The 26,049-nt window shown below is 38.0% G+C and carries 25 protein-coding genes; 13 read left to right on the top strand and 12 right to left on the bottom strand.

The window, feature by feature from the left end:
• Nucleotides 1–90: 90 nt before the first annotated feature.
• The 3 genes from AC07VK_RS19425 (at nucleotide 91) to AC07VK_RS19435 (ending at nucleotide 1,879) form a co-directional block, all read left to right on the top strand.
• The gene (locus tag AC07VK_RS19425; protein ID WP_492954591.1) at nucleotides 91–792 is read left to right on the top strand and encodes an SDR family oxidoreductase; all 702 of its coding nucleotides are present in this window, start codon (nucleotides 91–93) and stop codon (nucleotides 790–792) included.
• A gap of 50 nt (nucleotides 793–842) precedes the next feature.
• Nucleotides 843–1,217 (top strand): DUF4870 domain-containing protein, encoded by a 375-nt coding sequence (locus AC07VK_RS19430; RefSeq protein ID WP_492962615.1) that lies wholly within the window; start codon nucleotides 843–845, stop codon nucleotides 1,215–1,217.
• A gap of 116 nt (nucleotides 1,218–1,333) precedes the next feature.
• Nucleotides 1,334–1,879, top strand: coding sequence for a C40 family peptidase (locus tag AC07VK_RS19435; RefSeq protein ID WP_492954589.1), 546 nt, complete (start codon nucleotides 1,334–1,336; stop codon nucleotides 1,877–1,879).
• 1 nt (nucleotide 1,880) lies between these two features.
• Here AC07VK_RS19435 and AC07VK_RS19440 read toward each other — a convergent pair whose 3' ends face one another.
• The 4 genes from AC07VK_RS19440 to AC07VK_RS19455 form a co-directional block, all read right to left on the bottom strand.
• Nucleotides 1,881–2,486 carry a YdeI/OmpD-associated family protein gene (locus AC07VK_RS19440; protein ID WP_492962617.1) on the bottom strand — a complete coding sequence of 202 codons (606 nt, stop codon included), beginning with the start codon at nucleotides 2,484–2,486 and terminating at the stop codon, nucleotides 1,881–1,883.
• 24 nt (nucleotides 2,487–2,510) lie between these two features.
• Nucleotides 2,511–3,398 (bottom strand): flavin reductase family protein, encoded by an 888-nt coding sequence (locus AC07VK_RS19445; protein ID WP_492962618.1) that lies wholly within the window; start codon nucleotides 3,396–3,398, stop codon nucleotides 2,511–2,513.
• Nucleotides 3,399–3,657: 259 nt separating this feature from the next.
• Complete coding sequence (locus tag AC07VK_RS19450) at nucleotides 3,658–4,653, bottom strand: fumarylacetoacetate hydrolase family protein (RefSeq protein WP_492962620.1); 996 nt, start codon at nucleotides 4,651–4,653, stop codon at nucleotides 3,658–3,660.
• Between the two features lie 67 nt (nucleotides 4,654–4,720).
• Entirely contained in the window at nucleotides 4,721–5,176 is a 456-nt protein-coding gene (locus AC07VK_RS19455) for a hypothetical protein (protein WP_492962622.1), read from the bottom strand.
• A gap of 281 nt (nucleotides 5,177–5,457) precedes the next feature.
• Between AC07VK_RS19455 and AC07VK_RS19460 the strand changes: the two genes are divergently transcribed.
• The 3 genes from AC07VK_RS19460 (at nucleotide 5,458) to AC07VK_RS19470 (ending at nucleotide 8,551) form a co-directional block, all read left to right on the top strand.
• A complete protein-coding gene (locus AC07VK_RS19460) occupies nucleotides 5,458–6,624 on the top strand; it encodes a homogentisate 1,2-dioxygenase (RefSeq protein WP_492962624.1) in 1,167 nt (388 codons plus the stop codon).
• A 111-nt stretch (nucleotides 6,625–6,735) separates the two neighbouring features.
• Nucleotides 6,736–7,866 carry a 4-hydroxyphenylpyruvate dioxygenase gene (hppD, locus tag AC07VK_RS19465; protein WP_426328252.1) on the top strand — a complete coding sequence of 377 codons (1,131 nt, stop codon included), beginning with the start codon at nucleotides 6,736–6,738 and terminating at the stop codon, nucleotides 7,864–7,866.
• A 214-nt stretch (nucleotides 7,867–8,080) separates the two neighbouring features.
• Nucleotides 8,081–8,551 (top strand): hypothetical protein, encoded by a 471-nt coding sequence (locus AC07VK_RS19470; protein ID WP_492962627.1) that lies wholly within the window; start codon nucleotides 8,081–8,083, stop codon nucleotides 8,549–8,551.
• Nucleotides 8,552–8,633: 82 nt separating this feature from the next.
• On the opposite strand, the gene AC07VK_RS19475 is transcribed toward AC07VK_RS19470, so the two are convergent.
• Nucleotides 8,634–8,969 (bottom strand): winged helix-turn-helix transcriptional regulator, encoded by a 336-nt coding sequence (locus AC07VK_RS19475; protein ID WP_492954581.1) that lies wholly within the window; start codon nucleotides 8,967–8,969, stop codon nucleotides 8,634–8,636.
• A 141-nt stretch (nucleotides 8,970–9,110) separates the two neighbouring features.
• On the opposite strand from AC07VK_RS19475, the gene AC07VK_RS19480 reads away from it, so the two are divergent.
• On the top strand, nucleotides 9,111–10,115 hold the full coding sequence (locus tag AC07VK_RS19480) for an NADP-dependent oxidoreductase (RefSeq protein ID WP_492962629.1): 1,005 nt from the start codon (nucleotides 9,111–9,113) through the stop codon (nucleotides 10,113–10,115).
• Between the two features lie 170 nt (nucleotides 10,116–10,285).
• Here the strand turns inward: AC07VK_RS19480 and AC07VK_RS19485 are convergent, their stop codons facing one another.
• The 4 genes from AC07VK_RS19485 to AC07VK_RS19500 form a co-directional block, all read right to left on the bottom strand.
• A complete protein-coding gene (locus tag AC07VK_RS19485) occupies nucleotides 10,286–10,804 on the bottom strand; it encodes a DsbA family protein (RefSeq protein WP_057932439.1) in 519 nt (172 codons plus the stop codon).
• Between the two features lie 3 nt (nucleotides 10,805–10,807).
• Complete coding sequence (locus tag AC07VK_RS19490; protein WP_492962631.1) at nucleotides 10,808–11,269, bottom strand: redoxin domain-containing protein; 462 nt, start codon at nucleotides 11,267–11,269, stop codon at nucleotides 10,808–10,810.
• A gap of 64 nt (nucleotides 11,270–11,333) precedes the next feature.
• Nucleotides 11,334–12,251 carry a DUF58 domain-containing protein gene (locus AC07VK_RS19495; protein ID WP_492962633.1) on the bottom strand — a complete coding sequence of 306 codons (918 nt, stop codon included), beginning with the start codon at nucleotides 12,249–12,251 and terminating at the stop codon, nucleotides 11,334–11,336.
• A gap of 566 nt (nucleotides 12,252–12,817) precedes the next feature.
• On the bottom strand, nucleotides 12,818–14,035 hold the full coding sequence (locus AC07VK_RS19500; protein ID WP_492962635.1) for a PQQ-dependent sugar dehydrogenase: 1,218 nt from the start codon (nucleotides 14,033–14,035) through the stop codon (nucleotides 12,818–12,820).
• 332 nt (nucleotides 14,036–14,367) lie between these two features.
• On the opposite strand from AC07VK_RS19500, the gene AC07VK_RS19505 reads away from it, so the two are divergent.
• Nucleotides 14,368–16,677 carry a TonB-dependent receptor domain-containing protein gene (locus AC07VK_RS19505; protein ID WP_492962637.1) on the top strand — a complete coding sequence of 770 codons (2,310 nt, stop codon included), beginning with the start codon at nucleotides 14,368–14,370 and terminating at the stop codon, nucleotides 16,675–16,677.
• Between the two features lie 147 nt (nucleotides 16,678–16,824).
• Here AC07VK_RS19505 and trxA read toward each other — a convergent pair whose 3' ends face one another.
• From trxA to AC07VK_RS19520, 3 genes are all read right to left on the bottom strand, one after another.
• Nucleotides 16,825–17,145 carry a thioredoxin gene (gene trxA, locus AC07VK_RS19510; RefSeq protein ID WP_029275428.1) on the bottom strand — a complete coding sequence of 107 codons (321 nt, stop codon included), beginning with the start codon at nucleotides 17,143–17,145 and terminating at the stop codon, nucleotides 16,825–16,827.
• Nucleotides 17,146–17,302: 157 nt separating this feature from the next.
• Nucleotides 17,303–21,736 (bottom strand): DNA polymerase III subunit alpha, encoded by a 4,434-nt coding sequence (dnaE, locus tag AC07VK_RS19515; protein WP_492962673.1) that lies wholly within the window; start codon nucleotides 21,734–21,736, stop codon nucleotides 17,303–17,305.
• 555 nt (nucleotides 21,737–22,291) lie between these two features.
• Nucleotides 22,292–22,744, bottom strand: a complete 453-nt coding sequence (locus AC07VK_RS19520; protein ID WP_492962639.1) for a lipocalin family protein — start codon at nucleotides 22,742–22,744, stop codon at nucleotides 22,292–22,294.
• Nucleotides 22,745–22,894: 150 nt separating this feature from the next.
• On the opposite strand from AC07VK_RS19520, the gene mdh reads away from it, so the two are divergent.
• From mdh to AC07VK_RS19545, 5 genes are all read left to right on the top strand, one after another.
• Complete coding sequence (gene mdh / locus AC07VK_RS19525; RefSeq protein ID WP_492962641.1) at nucleotides 22,895–23,833, top strand: malate dehydrogenase; 939 nt, start codon at nucleotides 22,895–22,897, stop codon at nucleotides 23,831–23,833.
• Between the two features lie 231 nt (nucleotides 23,834–24,064).
• Nucleotides 24,065–24,490: an aspartyl protease family protein gene (locus AC07VK_RS19530; RefSeq protein WP_492962643.1), complete on the top strand. Its 426-nt coding sequence runs from the start codon at nucleotides 24,065–24,067 to the stop codon at nucleotides 24,488–24,490.
• 64 nt (nucleotides 24,491–24,554) lie between these two features.
• On the top strand, nucleotides 24,555–24,998 hold the full coding sequence (locus AC07VK_RS19535; RefSeq protein ID WP_492962645.1) for a hypothetical protein: 444 nt from the start codon (nucleotides 24,555–24,557) through the stop codon (nucleotides 24,996–24,998).
• Nucleotides 24,979–25,374, top strand: coding sequence for a group III truncated hemoglobin (locus tag AC07VK_RS19540; RefSeq protein WP_492954571.1), 396 nt, complete (start codon nucleotides 24,979–24,981; stop codon nucleotides 25,372–25,374). Before AC07VK_RS19535 ends, AC07VK_RS19540 begins: the two co-directional genes overlap by 20 nt.
• Nucleotides 25,375–25,436: 62 nt before the next feature.
• The gene (locus tag AC07VK_RS19545; RefSeq protein WP_492962647.1) at nucleotides 25,437–25,973 is read left to right on the top strand and encodes an SRPBCC family protein; all 537 of its coding nucleotides are present in this window, start codon (nucleotides 25,437–25,439) and stop codon (nucleotides 25,971–25,973) included.
• Nucleotides 25,974–26,049: the final 76 nt, after the last annotated feature.

The following is a 26,049-nucleotide window of genomic DNA, read 5'->3' on the forward strand; positions in this document are numbered from 1 at the left end:
AAATAAATTTACTTCGTAGCTTTCCGCTTCGCTTCAGGTCAGCATGACGAACTTATCTCTTAAATACCCAACAATTTTTAACTTTTTTTAATGAACATTATAATTACAGGTGCAAGTAGTGGAATCGGTTTCGAAACTGCTTTAGAATTTAGCTTACAGAAAGAGAACAAAATTGTAGCCATTGCCCGATCAGCCGATAAACTGCGCAAACTCTTAGAAATTGCTAAAGGCATTAATCCAGACTGTACACTTTTACCTGTAGAGTTTGACATTGTAAATGATGATTACGCTGCATTAGTTCCGTTTTTAAAAGAACGATTAGGGTCTGTTGATATTCTAATTAATAATGCAGGCGCTTTAATTAATAAACCCTTTTTAGAAACTACAGAAACTGATCTGGGCGAAATGTTACAGAGCAACGTGATTTCGCATTTCAGGATGATTCAGCATATTTTGCCTTTAATGCAAAGCGGAAGCCACATTGTAAACATCGGTAGTATGGGTGGTTTTCAAGGGAGCGTTAAATTTCCAGGGCTTTCGGCCTACTCGGCAAGTAAAGCGGCGCTGCATACCCTAACTGAATGTTTGGCGTTCGAATTGGCTGAAACAGGAATCAAAATCAATTGTCTTGCATTAGGATCGGCACAGACCGAAATGCTAGAAGCTGCTTTTCCTGGTTACCAAAGCCCGGTTATGGCCTTCGAAATGGGGAAATATGTTGCCGATTTTGCCAAAACCGGACATAAATTCTTTAATGGAAAGATTTTACCTGTTGCTGTTACCACGCCGTAATATCCATATTATTTAGTAATTTACGTGCTAAATCGAAAAACTAAAAACCTATGGAAACAAACTCACCTTTTAAAACAGTCGACAATGGAAAAAATGCCGCAATAGTAAGCTACTTTTGGTTTATTGGATGGTTAATTGCCTATTTCGCCATGTATAAAGATAATCAAACAGAATTGAGTAGATATCATTTAAAACAAACGCTTCTGTTCCATCTGGTATCAACCGTTTTGAGCTGGGCTTTAAGCTTATTTTTAATCCCTTTAATTTTTGCAACCGGCTTTTTAGATGCAGTTTATATACTCCGTATTGTTCAAATTGGATTATTCGTATTGTGGATTATCGGATTAATTGCTGCAATCCAGGGAGAAAAAAAACCTATTCCATTAATTGGTGAAAGAGCACAAAGCATGTTCCCAAGTATTTAACCGAAAACAAATATTTTAATCAGAAGTCCAGGCAAATTGTTTGGACTTTTTTATTTGCACTCATTTTCAACATTTTAATCGACTTTGGATATTTTTTATATCTTTGGTTCCTACATATGAAGAAAATAATAGTCCCGATTGCGTTTTTCATTTTGTCTGCCACGGCAGGAAAAGCCCAAACCATCATCCCGGCTCAGTACCAGGAGTTAGTTAAAAAGCTAGTTGCCAGCCTCCCTAAAGAGGATAAGCCATCAGGCAATTCCTCAGCTAAACAATCCGAAAGTTTAATCGAATTTGCTAAAAGCATGTTAGGTATCCCCTATCGTTATGCAACAAGTAATCCTAAAGTTGGTTTCGATTGCTCTGGTTTTGTGAGTTATGTATTCAGTAATTTTGGTTTTAAGGTTCCTCGTTCTTCGCGCGAATTTAGCTATGCGGGTAAAGAAACCAGCTTGGAAAACGCAAAAGTAGGCGATGTATTGATTTTTACAGGCAGTAATTCAAGAATAAGAAGAATAGGCCATGTTGGGATTGTTTATTCTATTGATGAAAATGGGATCAAGTTCATCCATGCCTCTTCGGGTAAAGCGCATCAGGTAACCATTACGGATCTTGATGGCCATTACAAGGCCCGTTTCATGAAAATTGTAAGTATTATATAACTTACTTTTTATATTTCCACATTCTTGTTTTACCTTCTGCGAGCCATTCTAGTGTGGTATCAAGACGTTTTTGTTTAGTTGCTTCTGTTTTTGCTTCCTCAAGCCACATAACATACTCCTTTTTATTGGATAAACTAAAATTCTGAAATACAGCCAAGGCCCTAGGGTCATCTTTTAATGCTTCGATCAAATATTCGGGAATAATCAGTTCTTTCTGCGCTGTAGATTTCGGTTTTGCAGGTAATTTTACATTATCCTCATTTAATTTAATGGCCTCTTGTATATAGGCAATCAGGATCTCATCTGAAGGCAAATCTTCCAAAGATGTTATTTTCCCTAATAAACCCATCGCTTCAGAACGTTCTTTAAAAATGCCGTACTCATCTTGCATTAACGATCCTTTCCAAAAACCAAAGGCACAGTGGTGTTTAAAGGATGCCATATGGCAAACCGTACCTTTAAAATCAAAGAATGGCATGCTCCACTTCATTTTTTCTTCAATCCGTGCATCAGCTTTATGAACCAGATTCCTTAAATGATCTAAAATGGGGATCGCGAATTCTGCCGAATTAATGATGTACTGGTCTACCTGAACAATTGTATGCATAGCTTAAAAATTACCTTAATAAATTTAAAGTAAAACAACCTTTAAAGCAAGCTCTACCGCTCCATTATGAAGAAACTTTTTTGCCAGTTCGTGCAGCTCTCTTTCTCTGTTGGTTATATCACCTATGGTAGCATCGAGTACTTCTTTTACTTCTGCATGGGTACTGATCAGGTCGATTTCTTCGTCGCTGGGTAAATGCTCAACGTTTCCCAACATGCCCAGGTCATTTCCGGATAATACTTTAGAAAAACGGACCGAATATGGTAAACGGTCTACACCGATGCCCAATTTAGCGAGGGGCTTAGCTACTTTAAATAAATTGTCGTTAGTAACCCTACAGTACCAATCGCCACCTAAACGCGCCACAAGATCGATTTTATGCTGATCAATCCGACCGTTTTCATCTAAAATAGCCTCATTGATATGCATTACTTTTATTTCAGCCAGCACGAGATTTCCTGCACCATGATGATCGCCTAATGCAATCACCTCATTTACAACACATTCAAACTGCACGGGTGCTTCGGCAACTCTTGGCGGCCGAACCAGATCAGATTTCAACATGGTAAATCCCGCTTTCTCGAATTCGTTTACGCCTTTGGCATATTCAGTACTGGCCAAACTCATTTGCTGCACCATATCGTAATTTACAATATTGATGACACATTCTTTAACCTGTAATACATTTTCAAGGCTATGTTTGGTGGTATTATCACGCACCCTTCTTGACGGGGAAAAAATACAGATCGGCGGATTTGTACTAAACATATTAAAGAAACTGAAGGGACTTAAATTAATATTTCCTTCGGCATCGATAGTTGAAGCAAAGCAGATCGGCCGCGGGGCGATAGCATATTGCAAATAATTTTGCAGCTCTACGGGGGTTAAATCGGAGGTGTTTAAAGTTAGCACAGGTAGTTAAGTTTACTATTTGCAAGGATTAAATGGAGATTAAAACCTTAAAACGGTCGTCATTTCGAGCGGAGAGAAACGTAGTCGAGAAATCTATCATAGATCTCTCCATTACGCTGCGCTTCAGTCGAGATGACGACTTTTCTATTACATTTTATCATTGATAACATGTAATAGAAAAAAGATCATGAAATGAATTCAGAATTAGGACCACATTATTCAAGCGCGGATGATTAAACAAAAACGTTAAAGAACCTTTTTATTTCTTCAACGCCAAAATCGAAAAATCGGTGTCTGCTTTAGTAATCGTATTGGTTAAAGCACCAAGCCCTGTAATTTCCATTTCCACAACATCGCCCGGCTGTAACCACTGTACTTTATAATTTGGATCGTTAAGCAAACCAGTACCGTTTAATTCTAAGAAACAACCCGTCCCCACAGTTCCTGAACCAATTACGTCACCCGGAAGGATATCTACGCCATAAGCGCAACGCTCAATAATTTCGGCAAAAGTCCAGTCCATATCAGCGGCATTTCCTTTCGAAACTTCGATGCCATTTACCCTGCAGGTCATCTTAAGATCGTAAGCATTACCAACATGCCCTTCTTTAGGCGCAACTTTATATTGCAATAATTCATCAGGTGTTACCAACCATGGGCCAATTACCGTAGAAAAATCTTTTCCTTTGGCCGGGCCTAAGTTCAATAACATCTCTTCCATCTGCAAAGTACGGGCACTCATATCGTTCATTACCATATAACCGGCAATATATTCATCAGCCTCGGCAGCTTTAATATTTCTACCTTTTTTACCAATAACAATCGCAAGCTCTAATTCGAAATCCAGTTTATCAAAATGATCTGGCATACATTCAATTTCTCCAGTACCTTGAATAGCGTTGTGATTGGTGAAATAAAAGATTGGATACTCATCGAATTGAGGGATCATATCAACCTTTCTATTTCTACGTGCCGCAGCAACGTGCTGTCTGAAGGCGTATCCATCGCGACAACTGGTCGGATGCGGAACAGGCGCCAAAATCTCGTAAAAAATTTCTTCTTTAGCGGCTAAACTACCATCTTTTATCTGATCGTCTATCCTTTTTGCTCTTTCCATTAACACTTCACCACCTTGCAAAAACGTACTCATATTATCTGGAAGCAATTTATCGCAACTATTTAAGTTATAAATATGTCCGTTGATAAATATACCAAGATGCTCCCTGTCTTCGGTTTTATAAGATACTAGTTTCATATATGATTTGGTTAAATACGCGGTAAAGCTAAGAAATTAGGCCATTCAAAATAAAACTTAAGCGTTATTATTTTAATACGGTATATTTCTGAAGGTCTGATTTAATTAAAGGAAAATCTTTTGCCTGAAGTGCTTTATAATGTTTTTTGTTAGAGAGTAAACCACCAATTAATAACCCGCCCGATACCCCAACTGGCACGCCTGCAGCAATAAGTACCACCGACTCGACCAATTTATCGCTTTTTGCGGCCAATACAAAAAATGTTAAGCCTCCGGCAATGGCCAGCGGTGCGGCTATCCCTTTACGGTGAATATATAATGCACTGATACTGTCGGCACTTAATTTAATGGTATCCTTCCGGTTTCTGATAATTGTTAAACCATCATCTGCCGCAGCGTAAAAAGACCCCCTCGTTGCATTTCCACTTCGGTCTATAACCCTAATGGTGTACTTGGCCTTTTGTTGCGCAAAAGTGGCATAGCTCAAGGCTAAAAAAAATAAGCATGTAAAAATAAATTTCATTGGGATGATTATATTGTAAGTAATTAAAGGTAATTAAAATTTCAATTTTTAAATAAAATACTTACCTTGGTACCATTAAAACCATGATCTTAAAAGCATTACATATTAATTTAGTAAACGACGCTATTGCAGCCCGTCGCTATAAGATGCTATCCAAGCTGATCATGGCTCAATATTCTCTGTAATTTTCACTTACCCTTTCTTTTTAATTGAAACGCATTACCGTTTTGATTGTTAATTTATTAGGATTTTTTCTTTTCTAACCATAACATCATTTTATTATGCCTATTTATCATAAATCGGGGCAGATTCCAGCTAAACGCCACACGGTTTTTCGTAAACCTGACGGAAATCTTTATGCCGAAGAATTGGTATCAACCGAAGGTTTTTCAAGTTTATATTCATTGGTTTATCATTGCCACCCGCCAACCATTGTAAAACATTTGGGCGAAGCTTACAGTGTTGAGCCAAAAATTGCCCGCGAAAAACACCTGAAGCACACCAGTTTAATCGGTTTCAATGTTAAACCCGAAGATGATTTTCTAAAAAGCAGAAAAGCTGTCTTAGTAAATAGCGATCTACACATCGTTTTGGCAGCACCTAGAAAATCGATGACCGATTATTTCTACAAAAACAGCCAGGCCGATGAAATGATTTTCATACATGAAGGTTCTGGAAAGCTGAAAACAGGATTTGGAGAAATAAAGTTTGCTTATGGCGATTACCTGATCATCCCGAGGGGAACCATTTACCAGATGGAGTTTGATACTGAACAAAATAGGCTATTCATTGTAGAAAGTTTTAGTCCGCTAAGGCCGCCAAAAAGATATTTAAACCAGTTTGGACAGCTAATGGAACACGCACCTTACTGTGAACGTGATTTAAGGTTACCCGAAAACCTGCAAACCTTTGATGAATACGGCGATTTTAAAGTGCTGATCAAAAAACAGGGATTAATTTATCCATATACGTATGGCACACACCCTTTTGATTATGTAGGCTGGGACGGTTATCATTATCCATACGCTTTCTCTATCCACGATTTTGAGCCGATAACAGGCCGTTTGCACCAACCACCTCCGGTTCACCAAACTTTCGAAGGACACAATTTTGTGGTTTGTTCTTTTGTTCCCCGCAAATACGATTATCACCCTGATTCTATTCCAGCGCCCTACAACCATAGCAATGTAGATAGCGATGAAGTGCTTTATTATGTAGATGGTGATTTTATGAGCCGCAAGAGTGTAGTTAAGGGGCAGATTACCTTACACCCTGGAGGTATTCCACATGGGCCACACCCGGGTACTGTAGAAAAATCGATCGGAAAAGAAAAAACCGATGAGCTGGCGGTAATGATCGATCCTTTTAAACCGCTAATGCTTACGCAGGATGCCCTGGACATTGAGGATGAAAATTACCACAAAAGCTGGCAGATTAACATAGAATAAAGCTAGGATGATTAAGATTTCGGGATTATAGGACTTAAGATCTTTAAAGTAACACACACAGTTAACCGATTTAAACAATTAAGCGGTCAACCATTTAAAATAATAACAACAATGGAAACACAAACATTCGCAGAAAAAATATCAAAAGCACCAGATTTTCTGCCTATTAATGGAACAGATTATATCGAATTTTATGTAGGTAATGCTAAACAAGCGGCCCACTACTACAAAACTGCATTTGGGTTTCAAAGCCTGGCTTATGCCGGACCAGAAACTGGCGTGCGCGATCGTTCATCGTATGTATTGCAACAGGGTAAAATCAGATTGATCTTAACCACAGCATTAAAATCAGATCATCCAATAGCAGAGCATGTAAAAAAACATGGCGACGGGGTAAAAGTATTGGCTCTTTGGGTAGATGATGCCTATAGTGCCTTTGAAGAAACCACCAAACGTGGTGCCAAACCCTATATGGCTCCTCAAACTTTAACGGATGAGAACGGAGAGCTTAAGATGAGTGGCATTTATACTTATGGCGAAACTGTACACATGTTCATTGAGCGTAAAAACTATAACGGACCCTTTATGCCAGGTTACCGTGTATGGGAAAGCGATTATCAACCTGCAGATGCTGGTCTGTTATACATCGATCATTGCGTGGGCAATGTAGGCTGGAACCGCATGAATGAAGCCGTACAATGGTACGAAGACGTAATGGGCTTCGTAAATATTTTATCTTTTGATGATAAGCAGATCAATACCGAATATTCTGCTTTGATGAGTAAGGTGATGAGCAATGGTAATGGCTATTCGAAATTCCCGATTAATGAGCCTGCTGAGGGCAAAAAGAAATCGCAGATTGAAGAATACCTCGAATATTATGAAGGCGAAGGTGTTCAGCACATTGCCGTTGCCACTAAAGATATTGTTAAAACGGTTAAAGAACTGAAAGCACGTGGGGTGGAGTTTTTAAGTGCACCACCAGAAGCTTATTACGACATGATGCCGCAACGCGTAGGCAAAATTGATGAAGAAATAGCATTGTTAGAAAGCCTGGGTATTTTAGTTGATTGTGATGAAGAAGGATATTTGTTGCAGATTTTCACTAAACCAGTTGAAGACCGCCCTACCCTTTTCTTCGAAATTATTCAGCGTAAAGGTGCACAAAGTTTTGGCGCTGGTAACTTTAAGGCCTTATTTGAATCGTTAGAACGCGAGCAGGAATTGAGGGGTAATTTGTAATATCATTCACGGCGAATAAAGTGATGTATTTAATTCAAGATGTCACCCTGAATTTATTTCAGGGTCCCAGACAAACGATACTGAAACAAGTTCAGCATGATGACAATCCAAAATTTAAGCGCAAAAAAGAGCAGGTTTAAACTTGCTCTTTTTTAGTTTTAACCAAATAATTCTTTAAATTTAGATACACACAAATATTTAAACCTTAAGAATTATGAAAACACAACTAATGCTGGTTTTACTACTGGCTGGATCATTCGGCGGCTTCGCGCAACCAAAAGCCGAAATTGTAAAAACCATCAATCAATTGCTGGCGAAAGCAATTGGCGGAACCGATATTATCTTACATAATGGCAAGGAAACTAAATTTAAAATTACAGAAAATTCATTCTCTATTGATGAAGAAATGAATTTCGGGGTTTTTACAGTTGGAAAAACCTTTGCCAGTTCAGACAATGCCAAAGAAGAAACCACCAACAAATCGCAAATACAGCATTGGAAAGGATTTAAGGTTAGTCCTGAACAGAATAGTATAACCCTTAAATCAATTTATCCTGTTTTCGAAAAGCGTGAAGATGAACCTGGCAATGACAAAAATGGAATTAAATATTATTGTTTAACAGGTGATGAAGATAAATTGATAGCAGCCCTTATGCACCTGCAAAATCTTTATTCGAAAAAGTAATTAACTTAACCATTATAAAAGCTGGGAATTAATTCCTGGCTTTTGTTTTTATTTATTTGCCGTTTTAAATCCAGCAATCAATTTATAAATCATACCACTCCGAAAGGTTCGTCAAAATAGGCATTAATGCCAGTCCCTTTTCCGTTAGATGGTAATCTACCCTAACCGGAACCTCAGCAATAATTTCTTTGATCAGTAATTTATCTGCTTCCAGTTCTTTTAATTGTTTGCCTAAAGCCTGATCAGATATAGTAGGAAGTACATTTTTCAATAAACTGAAGCGGTTCATTCCTTCAAAAATATGAATCAGGATCAATGCTTTCCATCTGCCTGAAATAATATCTAACGCACCGTTTATTCGGCATGAATTAAGCAAAAAAGCCTTATTTAATGCATTCGAGGAACTTTCTTTAATCATAACTCACTTTTTTTTGAGTAACTCCAAATAAAACAAGCCATTGCATGCTGTGTTTTTTAAATTCAATTTTGACCAAGTTAAGAAAAAGAGGACTGATTTTTTTCATGACTAAATCATAACCTTTAGTTAATTACAATATTTATGAAAGCAATAACATTAAAAGAATTCGGTAGTACAGAAAATTTTAAACTGGATAACTATCCCGTTCCAAAACCTAAAAATGATGAGGTATTAATCAAATTAAAAGCAACTGCTTTTAACCCTATTGATTACCAAATGCGTTTAGGAAGAAGGGAAAGCCACATGATGAATTCTCCTATTTTAGGACGTGAACTTGCAGGAATAGTAGAAAAAATTGGCGAAAACGTTAAAAACTTTAAGTTAGGAGATGAAATTTACGCTGCCTCAGGCAGTGGCGGATCAAATGGTAGTTATGCGCAATACATGACGTTGACAGAAAAACGAGTTGCGCTGAAACCAAAAAATATAACTTTTGAGGAAGCTGCAGCGATTCCTTCTGCTGGTTTAACGGCGTGGCAAACCTTTAGCCGACTTCATATTAAAAAGAAAGACCGTATTTTCATCACAGGAGGAAGCGGTGCTGTAGGATCTTTTCTTATCAGGCTATTAAAACCCAAGCATCTTGATCAAATTATAACCATTGCAGGAAGCTTAGAAAGTATAGATGCGATTAAAGCCATTGGATTAAAAGAATCACAAATAATAGATTATCGTAATCCAGATCTCGAAAGCATCATATTAAATGCAAATCACAATCATTATTTCGATTTTGCAGTGGATATAGTTGGTGATAAATCAGCAGAAATTGCAGCAGATACGCTTAAAGTAAATGGCGTATATGCAGATATAACATTTCTAGGCACACAAAAAACCCGGGAAACCTTATTTGATAAGGGAGCTTCAGTACTCAATATTTCAAATTATGCTTTCACACTCGATAACAACCTCAATTGGTATGGAAACACCTTGAGGAAAATCACCGGCTTGATTGAAGCTGAAAAATTAGTTGCCCCATCAATAAATGTTTTGGGTAATTTTTCTTTAAAAACGGTACAGCAGGCGCATAACATGATGGAAAACAATTTAACCAGAGGAAAGAAACTAGTGATGACGATAGATTATTAATTTAATTCTTCACTAAAACTTCATAATTGAAGTGCACCTTTGAAATAACAAAACACGAAGCGATTTCAATTTTGTTAAATTCTAAAAACTCATAATTAGTTTTTTAGTTTTCCGGTTACCCTTATCTGATACCTCATGTATTGCAAAATACATGAGGTTTTTTATGCAAATTACTCAGCACTTTCTTTAAGCATCTGATAAAGGTCTGTTGCGCCTCCGTCAAACTTGGTTCCGTTTACATAAAACGAAGGCGTTCCGTTTACACCACTCCGCACACCGCTGTCAAAATCATCTTCAATTTTTCGTTTAATCTCTTCCGAAGTGCTGTCTTGCTGGAACTGCTCCAGGTCTAAACCAATCGTTTCAGCCAATTCGTCGAACAGCTCACCATTTAAGCGGTATTGATTTTCGTACAATGCATCGTGCATTTCCCAAAACTTACCTTGTAAACCTGCCGCTTCTGCAGCAATGGCAGCCGGAAAAGCAAACTCATGGGCATTTGCCAAAGGAAAATGACGGAAGATAAATTTGATCTGATGACCGAATGTTTCCTCAATTTCCTTCATAATCGGGTAGGCATTACCACAATATGGGCATTGATAATCGCCAAATTCGACAATGGTAACACTCGCCGAATCATCGCCTTGAATATGATCTTGATTGTTTATTTCAGGTTTTAAGGTACTCATAGCTTATTTCTTGTTTAATTCCTCCAATGCGTCTAAAATTCCGTCGGCACCAGGATTAATGGCTATTGGCGACAAATAACTCCAGACAATTTTTCCTTCTTTATCAATAACAAAAAGCGCCCTTTTGCTTTCGCCAAGTTTTTCATCATATACGCCATAAGCTTTAGATACCGCTCCTTTTGGTTCAAAATCGGCCAAAAGTGGAAAATGTAATTTCCTATTTTCTTCAAAAGCGAGGTGGCACCAAACACTATCAACAGAAATACCGAAAATCTGTGCATCGTACTGATTAAAATATTTTAGCATTTCATTATAAAGTGCCATTTGGTCGCTACATACCGGGCTCCAATCGGCAGGATAAAAAGCCAGGATAACATTTTTACCTTTAAAATCTTTAAGTTTTATTTTCTGATCGGGAGTAGCATTCAATTCGAAATCTGGTGCTGTAGCGCCTTTTTCTAACATATAAGGGAGTTTAAAATTTAAATCATTATTAAAAACGCTGAATCTGCGTTGTTTGCAACAAATTTTAGCCTAATTTTTGCCTTTTTATCAAATAAGACTGAAGCACTGGGTAAAACCCATCGTTCATATCGGCATCAATTAAGTCGATTTTATATTGGGCGCATTTTAGCGCAATCTGCTGTCGATATGAGGAAACTGCTGCGGTATAATTTTCCTTTACCTGATTGCTATGTACTTTAATCGTTTCGCCGGTTTCCATATCGATAAACTCGTATGGGCGGTTCTCAAAATTGAAATCAACTTCTTTTGATTTATCCACCACATTAAAAACTACCACTTCATGTTTGTTGAATTTTAAATGCTGCAAGGCATCAAAAAATTCGTCCGTTTTATCTGTACTGGTTTGTGTATTAAAAAGATCGCTAAAAACAATTACCAGTGAACGTTTATGAATCAATTCGGCCACCTGGTGCAAAGCTTCGCTTAAATTAGTCTGTGCATTTACCTTAGGTTTATGTAACAGCTCTTCTAATTGTGTAAACAAATATTTCTGATGTACAGTAGTAGACTTTGCCGGCGAATTTAACAGTATTTCATCTGTAAATAAGCTTAAACCAAAAGCATCGCGCTGTTTCTTCAACAGGTACATTAATGATGCAGCAGCCTGTATGGAGAAGATCAGTTTGTTATTTTTCGGTTCAGGAAAGTACATTGATGAGGAAACATCAATCACAAACTGGCAACGCAAATTTGTTTCTTCTTCAAAACGTTTACTGTAAAGTTTATCGGTTTTGGCGTATAATTTCCAATCGATATTTTTAACATTATCGCCATTATTATACTGGCGGTGCTCTGCAAATTCGACCGAAAAGCCATGGAACGGGCTTTTGTGCAGTCCGGTTATAAAACCTTCTACCACTTGCTGTGCAAGCAATTCTAAATTACCATAGCTTGTTTCGTTTTCGTAGTTTACAACCCGCATAGGGTAAAGCTAATAAAAGATTTATAAAAAAATCTTTATGGATTAAAAATAGCCAATTAGCTAACTGTAAACTGCTAACTGATAAGGGCGTTCCCCAAGCTTCGCAAGGGTAGGGCTTTGCAGGGCTGCGCTACGCTTCGGTACCGATGAAGGATCGGTACTGAACCCTTACAATCCCTAACGCAAAAACCTACCGCCTTAAAGACCTGGCGGCAAACCTGAGCAATTTGATGGCACCGACTGTGCTGCTGTCCGTGGTGAATAAACCCGATGGTAGTGGCAGCTCCCGATTGAAAATCGGGACTAAAACGGACAGCGGGACTGAAAATGCCATGAAAAGCAGAACCCCACATTTCCAAAAAACAACGAACAATAAGCTTAAAACAAAAAATCCCGAGTTCAATAAATGAACTCGGGATTAAAGAAAACTGTATCATAAAACAATTTCTTGGTAGATTTTGTCATTTTGAACCTGTCGAAACACCTACTAGTTTATTTAACTAGCTCCTTCGACAAGCTCAGGATGACAATTTATATTTATGATACATCCTCCAGCTTAAATAATTTTACTTCCTAGCTATTCTAAACAAATGGCCATTATCGGTTACCGAATATAGCGCTCCGTCCTTTCCTTCTACCATATCGCGGAAACGTTCTCCTTTACCTTCCAGCAATCGCTCTTCACCAACAATTTTATCATCTTTTATCACCAATCTTATAATATGCGAACCACCCAAGCCGCCTACAAATAAATTCCCTTTCCATTCGGCAATGCTGTTACTATTGTAAAATGCAATGCAGCCTGGTGAAATACTTGGATTCCAATAATAAACAGGCTGCTCCATGCCGTCCTTCTGCTGAATGCCATCACCTACCTTTTTTCCACTGTATTCCGTTCCGTAGGTGATAATTGGCCAGCCATAATTTTTGCCTGGTTTAATAATATTCACCTCATCGCCACCTTTAGGGCCAAATTCGGCTTCCCATAAATCACCGGTTAAAGGATTAATCGCTAAACCATCAGGATTCCGCAATCCGTAGGCATAAATTTCTGGTTTTGCATCTGCTTTGCCAGCAAAGGGCCCATTTGCCACCGCTTTACCATCGGTAGTTAGGTGTAAAATTTTACCCAAAGAAGAATTTAAATACTGAGCCTGAATTCGGATATCACTACCAGAACGTTCGCCAGTACTTACAAATAAATTACCACTCTTATCGAAGACAATTCTCGAACCGTATTGAAGTTTACCGCCATAAGCTGGTGTAGCGCGATAAATAATGGTTTGGTTCTCTATTGTAGTTTCATTAGCTGCTAATTTACCTTTGGCAATAGCCAGTAACACGCCTTTATCCTGAGGCTCTGAATAAGCCCAATAAATCATTCTATTTTTAGCAAAGTTTGGATCTAAAGTTACATCTAATAAGCCACCCTGACCAGATGGATCTACCTTGGGTAAACCGGTTATCTTTTTGCTGAATTTCCCATCAGGTGTAAGAATTACCATGGTACCCTGCTTTTGTGTAATTAAAAAACCACCGTTCGGAAGAACCGAAATGGCCCAAGGGTTTTCTAACTTTTCATTAATAATCGTAATATCCAGAGGGGTTTTGGTCTTTACACCTGCAATTCGGGTCTGCCCTGCAAATGCTGGCTTATAATCTGCTGATGGTTCGTTCGTTTCAACAGGGTTTTGCGCCGATACACATGCAATATTTGCACAGTTTAGGGTTAAACCTGCCAATAAAATACCTAGAGTTTTATTGTTAAATAGGTTAATAGACATGATTGTTAGTTTTTTATTAAAGAAACAAAAATAAGTTTATAACAAAAAGTCTGTGATAGTAATATTACTGTTAAAAGGTCTAAAAACTTCTCTTAAAACTAAAAAAACAAGTTCAATTTATCACATTTTATAATTCGAGCCTGTTTAAAAATCAATTAAATGAAGTACTTATATTAAAAATTGGGTGTAAACACCCGATTTAAACTCATTTAAATGGATTCTGTTAAGTGCAACGTTTTCGGATTGATAGTGTCCTATCTGTAAATCAAATTATTTATATGAAGCTATTTTATAAAAGAGGTATACTAAGCTCTCTTTTGTTTTTCGTCATAATGTATCATAGTACAGCACAAACAATTTCCGGCAGGGTAAAAGAAACAAAGGGTATTGGAATTGAAAATGCAACTGTGGCACTTTTAAACATTACAGATTCGACTGTTGTAAAATATGGGGTAAGCAACAAAGAAGGTTATTTTGAGTTCAATAATTTAAGTAAGGGCATATTTAAAATTAAAATTTCGTGTTTAGGTTATCATACTCAACTATTAAAAGATATTAAGTTTGATGGTTCTTCAGTTAAATTAACAGATATCATTCTTGGCACAAAAGATAAAGAACTGCAAGAAGTAACTGTTGAGGCTAAAAAACCTCTTCTTGAACGAAAGGTTGACCGATTAATATTTAATCTAAACAATACCATCATGGCTAACGGTGCTTCTCTCTTTGAGGCCTTACAGGTTGCGCCTCTTTTAATAGTCTCCGAAAACAGTATATCTATGGTTGGCAAAGGGAGTATGGGCGTTATGGTTAATGAAAAAATCATCAATTTAGGGGGAACTGACTTGGTAAACTACCTAAAAACCTTCCGATCTGAAAATATAGAAAAAATTGAAATCATAACCACCCCACCGGCAAAATATGAGGCCCAGGGGAATGGTGGTTTGATTAATATTGTTTTAAAGAAAAACGAATCTTTAGGCTGGCGCGGATCAGTAAGTTCAACATACCATCAAAATACCTATGGATCGTACAACAACAATCTAGCACTTTTTTTTCGATCAAAAAAAGTTAACAGCTCTTTTACATTTAACCAATCAAACTACCGCAGTATTATTAAAGAATCTGTAGATATAACCGGGCGCCCCAGCAAGATTCTAAGCGATGAGCAGCGCTTGGGAAACTCCCCTGGTTTACAAGCAGGTTTAAGTATTGATTATGAGCTAAATAAACACAACAACATTGGGCTTATATATAATATTTCAGACAACAAATCGAATACAAGCTTTAGTAACAACTATAGCTTTATTACAGGTAACACTCTTGACTCGGTTTTAAATACTACTGGAAAATTTTCAAGGCCGTTATTTACACAAACTTTCAATCTATACCATGATTTAAAGCTCGATTCGAATGGAAAAAAATTGAGTAGTTCTGTTAATTTTTTCACAAACACACCTGAAATGAAAAATGATTTTGTTTCTGAGTCTGAAAATACATATGCCAGTGTTCGGAATAATAACTTTTCAAAATACAATATCTGGTCATTTCAATCAGATTTAACATTACCTTATAAATGGGCCAAAATAGAAACGGGTATTAAGCTCGCTAATTTTAACAACAATGCTAATGTTGAATACTATAATTATATCCAAGAAGATTTCTTGTTAGATGAAACACGTAGTAACAAATTCAATTACGCCGAAAATAATCTGGCCGCCTATTTCAGTATGGAATCCGAACTATCAAAAAAGTGGACAGCTAAAGCAGGGTTACGCTATGAGTATACTATGATGGATGGATATTCGCCTACCTTAGATCAGCGTAACAAAGGTAATTACGGCGCTTTATTTCCTACAGCTTATATCGTTTACAAAGCTAACGAGGTTCATACTTTTTCATTAAACTATTCAAGGAGGATAAACCGACCAAGTTTGAACGCCTTAAACCCATTTGCCTATTACACAAATATTTATAATTATTCTACCGGAAATGCATTGCTCTTACCTTCATACAGTAATAATATTGAATTTAACTACCTATATAAGGGCATGTTTTCGTTTACTTTATTTACACAACATATTAGTGATATAATTTCGAACCTCACAACGGTTAACGGCCCAATAGTGGTAACCAGTAGAGGAAATTTTTTGACTCAAGATAATCTTGGGGCCTACGTATCTTTTAATCGGTCATTATTTAAATGGTGGGACAATAGCATTTCTGCTTCTTTTTCATATGCATCACCAAAATCTAAAATAGAAGCAATCAGCGCTCCAAATGGAACTGCTGCCTCATTCAGTGTCAATAATAGTTTCAAGGCAACTAACCAGTTAAGTTTTTATTTGAATTACAGCCAAAACCTTCCATCAACTGATAGAAATGTTTACAGCTACAGTCAACGTAGTTTGAGAACCGGGGCTAGGATAAAATTATTTAACAACAATTTGATCATCAGCCCAGCTTTTTTTATTGGCACAGTAAATAAATATGAAATTCGCTTTGTCGATTTTGTACAAACCGTAAAAACAGACTATAATTATAAAACCTTTAGTCTTGGTATTACCTACTCATTCGGGAGATCAAAGGTTTCCGGAAATAACAAGGACATCCGTTTTGATGAGAAAAGAAGAGCTCAACAATAAAAATGATTTAAGAATATGATAAATTTAGTTCTAAACGAAAAAAACCCAAATCCATCAAATGAACTTGGGTTTTTGTAATATTATTAGTGAAGTTTTGAAGATTTTGCGTTTACCTTAAACCCTCTACCTTTTACCTTCAACCTTTATTTAAGCCAATTGTTTGTTTAATTTTTCTGCTAATACTGATTTTGGAACAGCACCAACTTGTTTATCTACAACCTGACCATCTTTAAAGTATAATAAAGCTGGGATGTTGCGGATACCAAACTGCATTGAAATTTGAGGGTTGTTATCAACGTTTACTTTTCCAACTACCGCTTTTCCATCATATTCTTTAGCGATTTCTTCTACTACTGGACCAACCATGCGACAAGGGCCACACCATTCTGCCCAAAAATCTACTAATACGGGTTTATCTGATTTTAATACAAGCTCCTCGAAGTTTGCATCTGTGATTTCTAATGCCATAATTATTTTTTTTATGTTCAAATATATGTATTCAATTGTAATGCCAACCCATCGGTAATGTCAATTTGACATTATTTTGAGGTTGAAGGTATAAAGGTCGATGGTGGAAGGTTTTGGGCGCCTAAACCTTCAGCCTTTAAGCCTTCTGCCTTCACCCTTAGTTCAGCTTGTAATTTACAACATTAAGCCCGAGTAATTGTTCCAAAAATTTATTGTTTGGGTTTATTTTAAGATTTTTGGATGGCATATCCAACATAATCTCCTTTTCCCGGTCAAAAATAGCGAAGTTAAGTTGGCAGTTTTGTTGCTCGGAGTTTGCCTTATTGTCTGCTAATATGGCTTCGATCTCGCGCATCAGTTGATCGTTAACCCGCTCAATCGGCACCTGAATAGTTAAACTTTTAGCTAATTTATCCCTCAGCTCAGACATTAAGTTAATTGAGGTGATTTTAAACTCCCAATCTCCGGCTTTTCCGAAACGCTCACCAACCCTACCCCTGATCTGCAAGAAATATCCTTCAGTTAAAAACGATTTAAACTTTAAAAAATCTTCGCCGAATAAAGCCATTTCACTTGCATCGTCATAATCTTCGAAAACAAAAGTACCAAATGGCTTACCCGTTTTGGTAATCCGCTGTGATGCAGTTACCACAAGCCCGCCTACACAAAGCTCACGGTTTTTAAGTTTTTCGAATTCGGCCAATATATCTTCGTTGTTATCGCCCATACGTACCTTATTAATGATACTCAGCTGCTTAACACCATGGGTACAGAATTTATCGAGTTCGAGTTTATAATTATCTAAAGGGTGGCCTGAAAGGAAAATCCCAATAGCATCTTTCTCGTATTTTAACCTGTCCATTAATGCCCATTCTGGCGATACAGGTAAACTTGGTTCTAAAATAAGATCGGCTTTAGAACCACCGAATAAGGAGGCTTGTGACGTACTTTCATTATTCTGAAAATCGTTGGCATATTTGATAATCTTTTCAATACCATTCATTTTATCGTTCGGGCCAATATAAAAATACTGTGCCCTATGACCTCCAAACGCATCGAAAGCACCGCTGTATACAAAACTCTCGTAAGCTTTTTTATTTACAATGCGGGTGTTAGAACGCTTGGCAAAATCGTACACATTACTGTAAGGCCCATTTGCCAGTCTTTCTTCAATAATACTTTCTACCGCCTTTTCACCTACACCTTTTACTGCCGACATACCGAAGCGGACTTCGCCCCTGGCATTTACAGAGAATTTCAGGTCAGATTCGTTCACATCGGGGCCTAATACCGTAACACTCATCTGGCGACACTCTTCCATAAAGAAAGCTACCTGTTTAATATCACTCATGTTATTGGACAGTACCGCAGCCATATATTCAGCAGGGTAATGCGCTTTTAAGTATGCGGTTTGATAGGCAATCCATGCATAACAGGTAGAGTGCGATTTGTTGAAAGCGTAGGATGCAAATGCTTCCCAATCTTTCCATATTTTTTCCAAAGTTGTGGCATCGTGACCTTTTTCCGCCGCTTGTTTCACAAACTTGGGTTTCATTTTATCCAGAACGTCTTTCTGTTTCTTACCCATTGCCTTACGCAGCACGTCGGCCTCACCTTTGGTAAATCCGGCTAGTTTCTGCGACAAAAGCATTACCTGTTCCTGGTAAACGGTAATTCCATAGGTTTCTTTCAAATACTCTTCGCAGGCATCCAAATCGTACTTAATTTCTTCTTCGCCATTTTTACGGCGAACAAAACTTGGAATGTACTCCATTGGGCCCGGGCGATATAATGCGTTCATCGCAATTAAATCGTCGAAAACCGTTGGTTTCAACTCCTTCATGTATTTCTGCATGCCCGGACTCTCATACTGGAAAATCCCGATGGTTTCACCCCGCTGGAAAAGCTCATAGGTTAATACATCATCAATAGGGAAATTATCCGGATCAAGATCGATACCAAAGCGTTTTTTAACCAGTTTTACGGTATCCTTTATCAGGGTTAGGGTTTTTAAACCCAAAAAGTCCATCTTTAATAAACCCGCGCTTTCTACAACCGAGTTATCAAATTGGGTAACATATAAATCAGAATCTTTTGCAGTAGAAACGGGAACAAAATTGGTAATATCGCTTGGCGTAATAATTACCCCGCAGGCATGGATACCGGTATTCCGTAAAGAGCCTTCTAAAATCTGGGCCTGCTGAATGGTTTCGGCACTCAAATCTTTTAATCCACCAAGATTTTTCAGTTCAACAACACGCTCATATTCATCAGGGCGCAAAGCTTCTTTCAGTGTTTTCTCATCCAGCGTGAAGATTTTTGCGAGCTTCATATTCGGAATCAGCTTGGCAATCTTATCTGCTTCAAAAAGTGGCAAATCCAATACCCTCGCTGTATCGCGGATAGAAGATTTGGCGGCCATGGTTCCATAAGTGATAATCTGCGCCACCTGGCTGGAACCGTATTTGCCAATTACATATTCCATTACACGGCCACGGCCCTCATCGTCAAAATCGATATCAATATCGGGCATGGATACACGATCAGGGTTTAAGAAACGCTCAAAAAGGAGATCATACTTAATGGGATCGATATTCGTGATCCATAAACAATAAGCCACCACCGATCCGGCTGCAGAACCACGGCCAGGGCCTACCGAAACATCCCTGCGACGGGCTTCGGCAATAAAATCCTGTACAATTAGGAAATAACCCGGATAACCGGTTTTTTCAATGGTCTGTAATTCGAAATCTAAACGTTCGATAACCTCAGGGGTTAATACGCCATAACGTTTCTTGGCCCCCTCATAAGTAAGGTGACGCAAAAATTTATTTTCCCCGCGTTTTCCTCCGTCGGCTTCATCTTCCGCCACTAAAAATTCGTCTGGAATATCGAATTTAGGTAAGAGTACTTCGCGGGCAAGTTTGTAGATTTCGATCTTATCTACAATTTCTTTAATATTTACAATCGCCTCCGGCAAATCGGCAAAAAGCGATTTCATTTCATCACCAGATTTGAAATAATATTCTTGATTGGGCAAACCATAACGGTAACCGCGACCACGACCAATTGGTGTTGCCTGTTTTTCGCCATCTTTTACACAAAGCAAAATATCGTGTGCATTCGCATCTTTCTTGTTAATGTAATAGGTATTATTGGTAGCTACCAATTTAACAGCATGTTTTCTAGCCAGTGCAATCAACGATTCGTTTACACGGTCTTCATCTTCCTGGTTGTGGCGCATTACCTCCACATAGAAATCATCGCCAAACATGTTCTTCCACCAGATCAGCGCTTCTTCAGCCTGGGTTTCGCCCATGTTTAAAATTTTGTTAGAAATCTCTCCGGATAGGTTGCCTGATAAAACAATAATATCATCTTTATACTGTTCAATTACCGCCCTATCAATACGTGGAACGTAATAAAAACCTTTGGTATAAGCGATAGAAGACATTTTAGCTAGATTGTGATAGCCTTTTTTATTCTTCGCCAACAGCACCATCTGGTAACCATTGTCTTTTGCGGTCCGGTCTAAGTGATTATTACAAACAAAAAATTCTACCCCAACAATCGGTGTCATTACTACTTCTGTTGGACGCTCACCTGCCTCGATTGCGGCAGCATTTTTTGCTTCAGCAGCTTTATTGTGGTTTAAAACATGGTTTACAAAGTGAAAAGCCCCCATCATATTCGCATGATCGGTCATGGCTACAGCCGGCATTTTTTGTGCTGCCGCAGCTTTTACCAGATCGGGAATACTGATGGTACTTTGCAATACCGAAAACTGGGTATGGTTATGCAAATGCACAAAGGTAGCTGCTGCAAGTTCCTGTTTGTTCCCTGCAAGTTCCTGTTTCGAAATCCCTCCGCCCTCAGTTTTTTGTAAACGCTTGCGGATTTCATCAGAAGCAGCTTTTAAATTGATGTGTTTTAAACCAACACCTTCAATCGTAGCTGGGTTTACCTCTCTAAAACGAGGAAAATATTCTACGTCAACCTGTAGTTCTTCTTTTTTAAAAACCTCTCTTTTTACCAATTCCAGGAAGCAACGCGTAGTGGCTTCCACATCGGCAGTTGCGTTGTGGGCTTCGTTAAAAGGAACACCGAACAAATAAGAATGTAACTCGGTTAAGGTTGGCAGTTTAAACTTTCCGCCCCTACCTCCGGGCAATTGTAAAAGCTGGGCGGTAACTTCGGTACAGGTATCCAACACAGGCATCTCGGCCAAACGGTTAGCCACACCAAAACGGTGAAATTCACAGCCCATAATGTTTACGTCGAAACCAACATTCTGGCCTACAATAAACTTGGCTTTAGCTAAAACTTCGTTAAACTTGGCCAGCATTTCGTCGAAACCGATACCTTGTTCGGCAGCCAGTTCGGTAGAAATACCATGTATCCGTTCTGCATCGTACGGAATATTAAACCCCTCTGGTTTAACCAGATAATCCTGATGTTCAACCAATCTCCCCATCTCATCGTGCAGTTGCCATGCAATCTGTATACAACGCGGCCAATTATCCGTATCGGTAATGGGGGCGTTATAATTACGTGGCAAACCAGTGGTTTCGGTATCAAAAATTAAGTACATATTGTGCGGCAAAGAATTAACCGTTGTAGAATAATAACGGTTCTTCAAAAATAGGAATTTTGGCAGGTGCTTTTGTCAGATTTTATCAACAAAATACGGTGGAAAATAAGAAAATATATTCCGTCTTAATCAGTACTGCGATTGCTTTCTCAATCAGAAAAAAAGGCATAATAATTTCAAAAGTTTTTTTTGGAAATGTGCGGTTCGGTTTTTCATCGCCGTTTGCAGTCCCGCTATACGCTTTATCCCGATAAAAAAATCGGGATGTCCGCTCCTATCGGGTTTAGGCACCACAGATAGCTACATTGTGCTTAAATAGTCCTCGTTTGTAAAGAGGATTAGTGAGATCAGCATTTGAAATGCACAACCAGAGGTTTAATAATGATAAAATCGTGTTTCTCATTCTACTAGCAATGCTTGTTAAAAAGATTGCTTTGTAGGCTGAAAAAGCCTTTCTCGCAATAAAGATCCCTTGCAGACTGCCGTTTGCCAAAAAAATCTGTCATTCGTATTGATATTTACGCCATAAATTACCCTTCAGAATGAGAAGAATTTTTAAAAATGCTCCTGACTCACCAACTCACTTACGTCATACCCCTTCTGCCTGCACCTTTCGATGATGTGCACCAATAAATCAGCCTCCATCTTGGGTTCGCGTGCCATAATAAACAGGTACTTTTCATCGGGATGACCTACAACCACATAACTATAATCTTCAGCCAGTTCGATAATCCAGTAACCGATTTTAAAAGGCCATAAAAATTGTGCCTTCATATCACCATCATGCTTTTCTTCATCGAAAAACAGTTTGGAAGTGATCGACTTTTCTTCAGGTTTTCCTTCTTTGTGATAAGTAGTATAAACATCAAAATGATCGTTGTCAGCCAGCGTGTAGGTTTCGGTGGTTTGTTTCCAATGTTTATCCAATAAAGTTGGGATAGAATATAATGAATACCATTTACCTTCAAAGGCTTTATAATCGATATTTGAAATGGGTTTGTTTTCCATAATTGGCCTTTACTTTTATGCTTCTGCTTTTGAACTTATTAAGTAAACCATCATCAAATTATAAAGTTTTGAAAAGGATTTTTAAACCCTATATTTATTTCTACCTTCGATTAAATATTTAACGATACGCAAACCATTAAAATAAAATATATGAAAGTAACGGTTGTTGGCGCAGGCGCAGTTGGTGCCACTTGTGCAGATAATATTGCCCGCAAAGAATTAGCGAACGAACTAGTCCTGTTAGATATTAAAGAGGGTTTTGCCGAGGGCAAAGCGATCGACATGATGCAAACCGCAACGCTTTTGGGTTTCGACACTAAAATTACCGGTGTAACCGGCGATTACAGCAAAACGGCTAGTTCTGATGTGGTGGTAATTACCTCGGGCCTGCCCCGCAAACCAGGGATGACCCGCGAAGAGCTGATTGGCATTAATGCCGGTATTGTTAAAGGTGTTGCCGAAAATATTTTAAAATACTCTCCTGAAGCTATCTTCATCGTAATCAGTAACCCAATGGATACGATGACTTATTTAGCCTTAAAATCGTTAGGCCTACCTAAAAACCGTATTATCGGCATGGGCGGAACGTTGGATAGCTCCCGCTTCAAATTTTATTTATCGCAAGCATTAAATTGCAACCCTAACGATTTACAGGGCTTTGTAATTGGCGGCCACGGCGATACCACCATGATTCCTTTAACCCGCCTAGCTACATACCAAAGTTTACCGGTTAGTAATTTATTGGATAAAGCTACTCTTGATAAAGTTGCAGCCGATACCATGGTTGGCGGTGCTACTTTAACAGGCTTAATCGGCACTTCTGCCTGGTATGCACCGGGTGCTGCAGGCGCTGCATTGGTTGAAGCAATTTTACGTGATGAGAAAAAACTGTTTACCTGCTGCGTTTCGCTTGAAGGAGAATACGGACAGGAAGATATCTGTTTAGGCGTACCCGTAATTATTGGTCGTAATGGCTGGGAAAAAATCATCGATTTTAAATTAACCGATGATGAGCAGGCTGCATTTAACAAAAGTGCCGATGCGGTAAGGAACATGAATAATGTACTGGCAGAAATGAAGTTGGTTTAAGGCCATTCTTAAGATTAATTTTTAACGAAAGCATTAAATTACTAAAATAGGTTTCCTCGGTTCGTCATTCCCAACTCGATTGGGAATCTTAATGCAATAGGCTTTAAGATTCCCGCCTGCGCGAGAATGACGATCGTTCTTTTATATCCGTGTAGTTCAATCCGCGGCCTTTTTTACACTTAAATATTTGTCACCCTGAGCGTAGTCGAAGGGCAGTAGACATCATAAACAATGAAATCAATTTCAATCCCATTAAAACTGATAAACTTACAGGACGACGGTTTCCACCTTTTGGTGGAAATTGTTGTTTTTAAGGAAAAACATTTTGCTGTTTTAGATACCGGTGCCTCTCGAAGTGTGTTCGATAAATCGTTGATTGAACAACACCTACCAGAAAGCCTGCAAGTATCAGAAGAGATTAATGCAGCCACTCTTTTTACCACCACCACTACCATTCAGGCAACTATTCCTGAGGTAAAAATCGGATCGTTAAAGATCAAAAACTACGAAACAGTAGCTTTCGATTTGCAATCGGTTAGCGAAACCTACCAACAATTTGGCCACCCGCCTATTATGAGTATTATTGGTGGAGATATATTAATGCAATATAAAGCAGTTATTAATTACAAGAAGATGATCCTTAAGCTTTATCGATAAATGTAATTTTACTTTATGACTTTAATCATTTTTATTAAGCCATTTTAAATGATATTTGAACCTGATGAAAAAGTTAATCACAATCTTTTGTGTCATTTTTTGGGCAGGTTTAATTGGTGGAATTAGTTTTTTAGAAGCTCCATTAAAATTCCAGGCTCCAGGAATTACCATCCCACTTGGTTTAGGCATAGGGCAATTGGTTTTTCAGGCACTTAATAAAATAGAGATCGTATTGGTTATCATCATATTAGGCTCCTCCTTACCAGCACCTTTAAAAAACAGCCGCAGTATTTTACTTTTCTCGGTTACGATCCTTTTAATGGTAGACACTTTTTGGCTATTGCCAATACTTGATGAGAGGGCAAAGCTGGTTTTGGCAGGCCATGCTCCAATTAAAAGTTATCACCATATTTTATACATCATTATCGATGCCTTAAAATTTCTGTCATTAATTGTTCTGGGTTTTTTAAGTTTAAAATCACTGTACCATGAAAAAAGATATTCATAATAGAGAAGATATTGTCCTTTTAGTGGATACATTTTACAAAAATGTTGCGCTTAATAAACAGATAGGTCCCATATTTACCGATGTTGCCAAAGTAGACTGGTCGCACCACTTACCTAAAATGTACGATTTCTGGGAAAGCATCCTTTTCGGAAAAGCAATTTACAAAGGCAACCCTATGCTTACTCATTTTGCGCTAAACGAACAAACGCCGTTACAAACTGAGGCATTCGAGACCTGGAAAAACCTGTTCTTCCAAACTGTAGACGATCTTTTTAAGGGAGAAAATGCCAATCTGATTAAACAAAAGGCACAATCTATTGCCGATTTAATGCATTTTAAAATAAATTCGCCTCAATCGAAGATTAAAATTGTATAGATTTTCTGCTTTGATTTAAACTGCTTTCTTTATAAATTTAGTTAACCAAACTAAATCAAATTATGAAATTTCTCAAAATCTTACTAGGCATCATTGTCGTATTGGCAATAATCATTATTCTGGGTGGCTTCTTTTTACCAAAAAGTTATACAGTAAGCAGGTCTACAGTAATCAATGCTCCAGACAGTGTAATTTATAAAAACATTGCCGACTTTAAAGAATTCTACAAATGGAATCCATGGGCAAAAATGGAACCTTCGGCAAAAACTACCTACGGTGGCGTTGCGGGCGAACCGGGCCATATTTACGAATGGAAAGGTAAAGAAACAGGAAGTGGCTACATGAAAATAAAAAGTGTAACACCTAACAAACAGGTAGATATCGAATTAAAATTTATTGAGCCTTTTGAAAGTTTAGCGGATACAAAATTCGACATTCAGCCAGAGGAAAGCAGCAATAAGGTAACCTGGACAATGAGTGGAGAAAATAACCTAATCAGTAAATGGATGTGTGTGTTTGTGAGTATGGACAAAATGATTGGGAAAGATTTTGAAGATGGGCTAAAATATTTGAAGGAAAAATCGGAAAAGGGAGTTTGATCGACTTGTCTTTTTGAGCGATATCGGCGGTGAGTCATCCTGAGCGGAGTCGATGACCCTTTTAATGATGGATGAT

It is taken from the genome of Pedobacter sp. GW821-FHT01D05 (assembly GCF_059422505.1).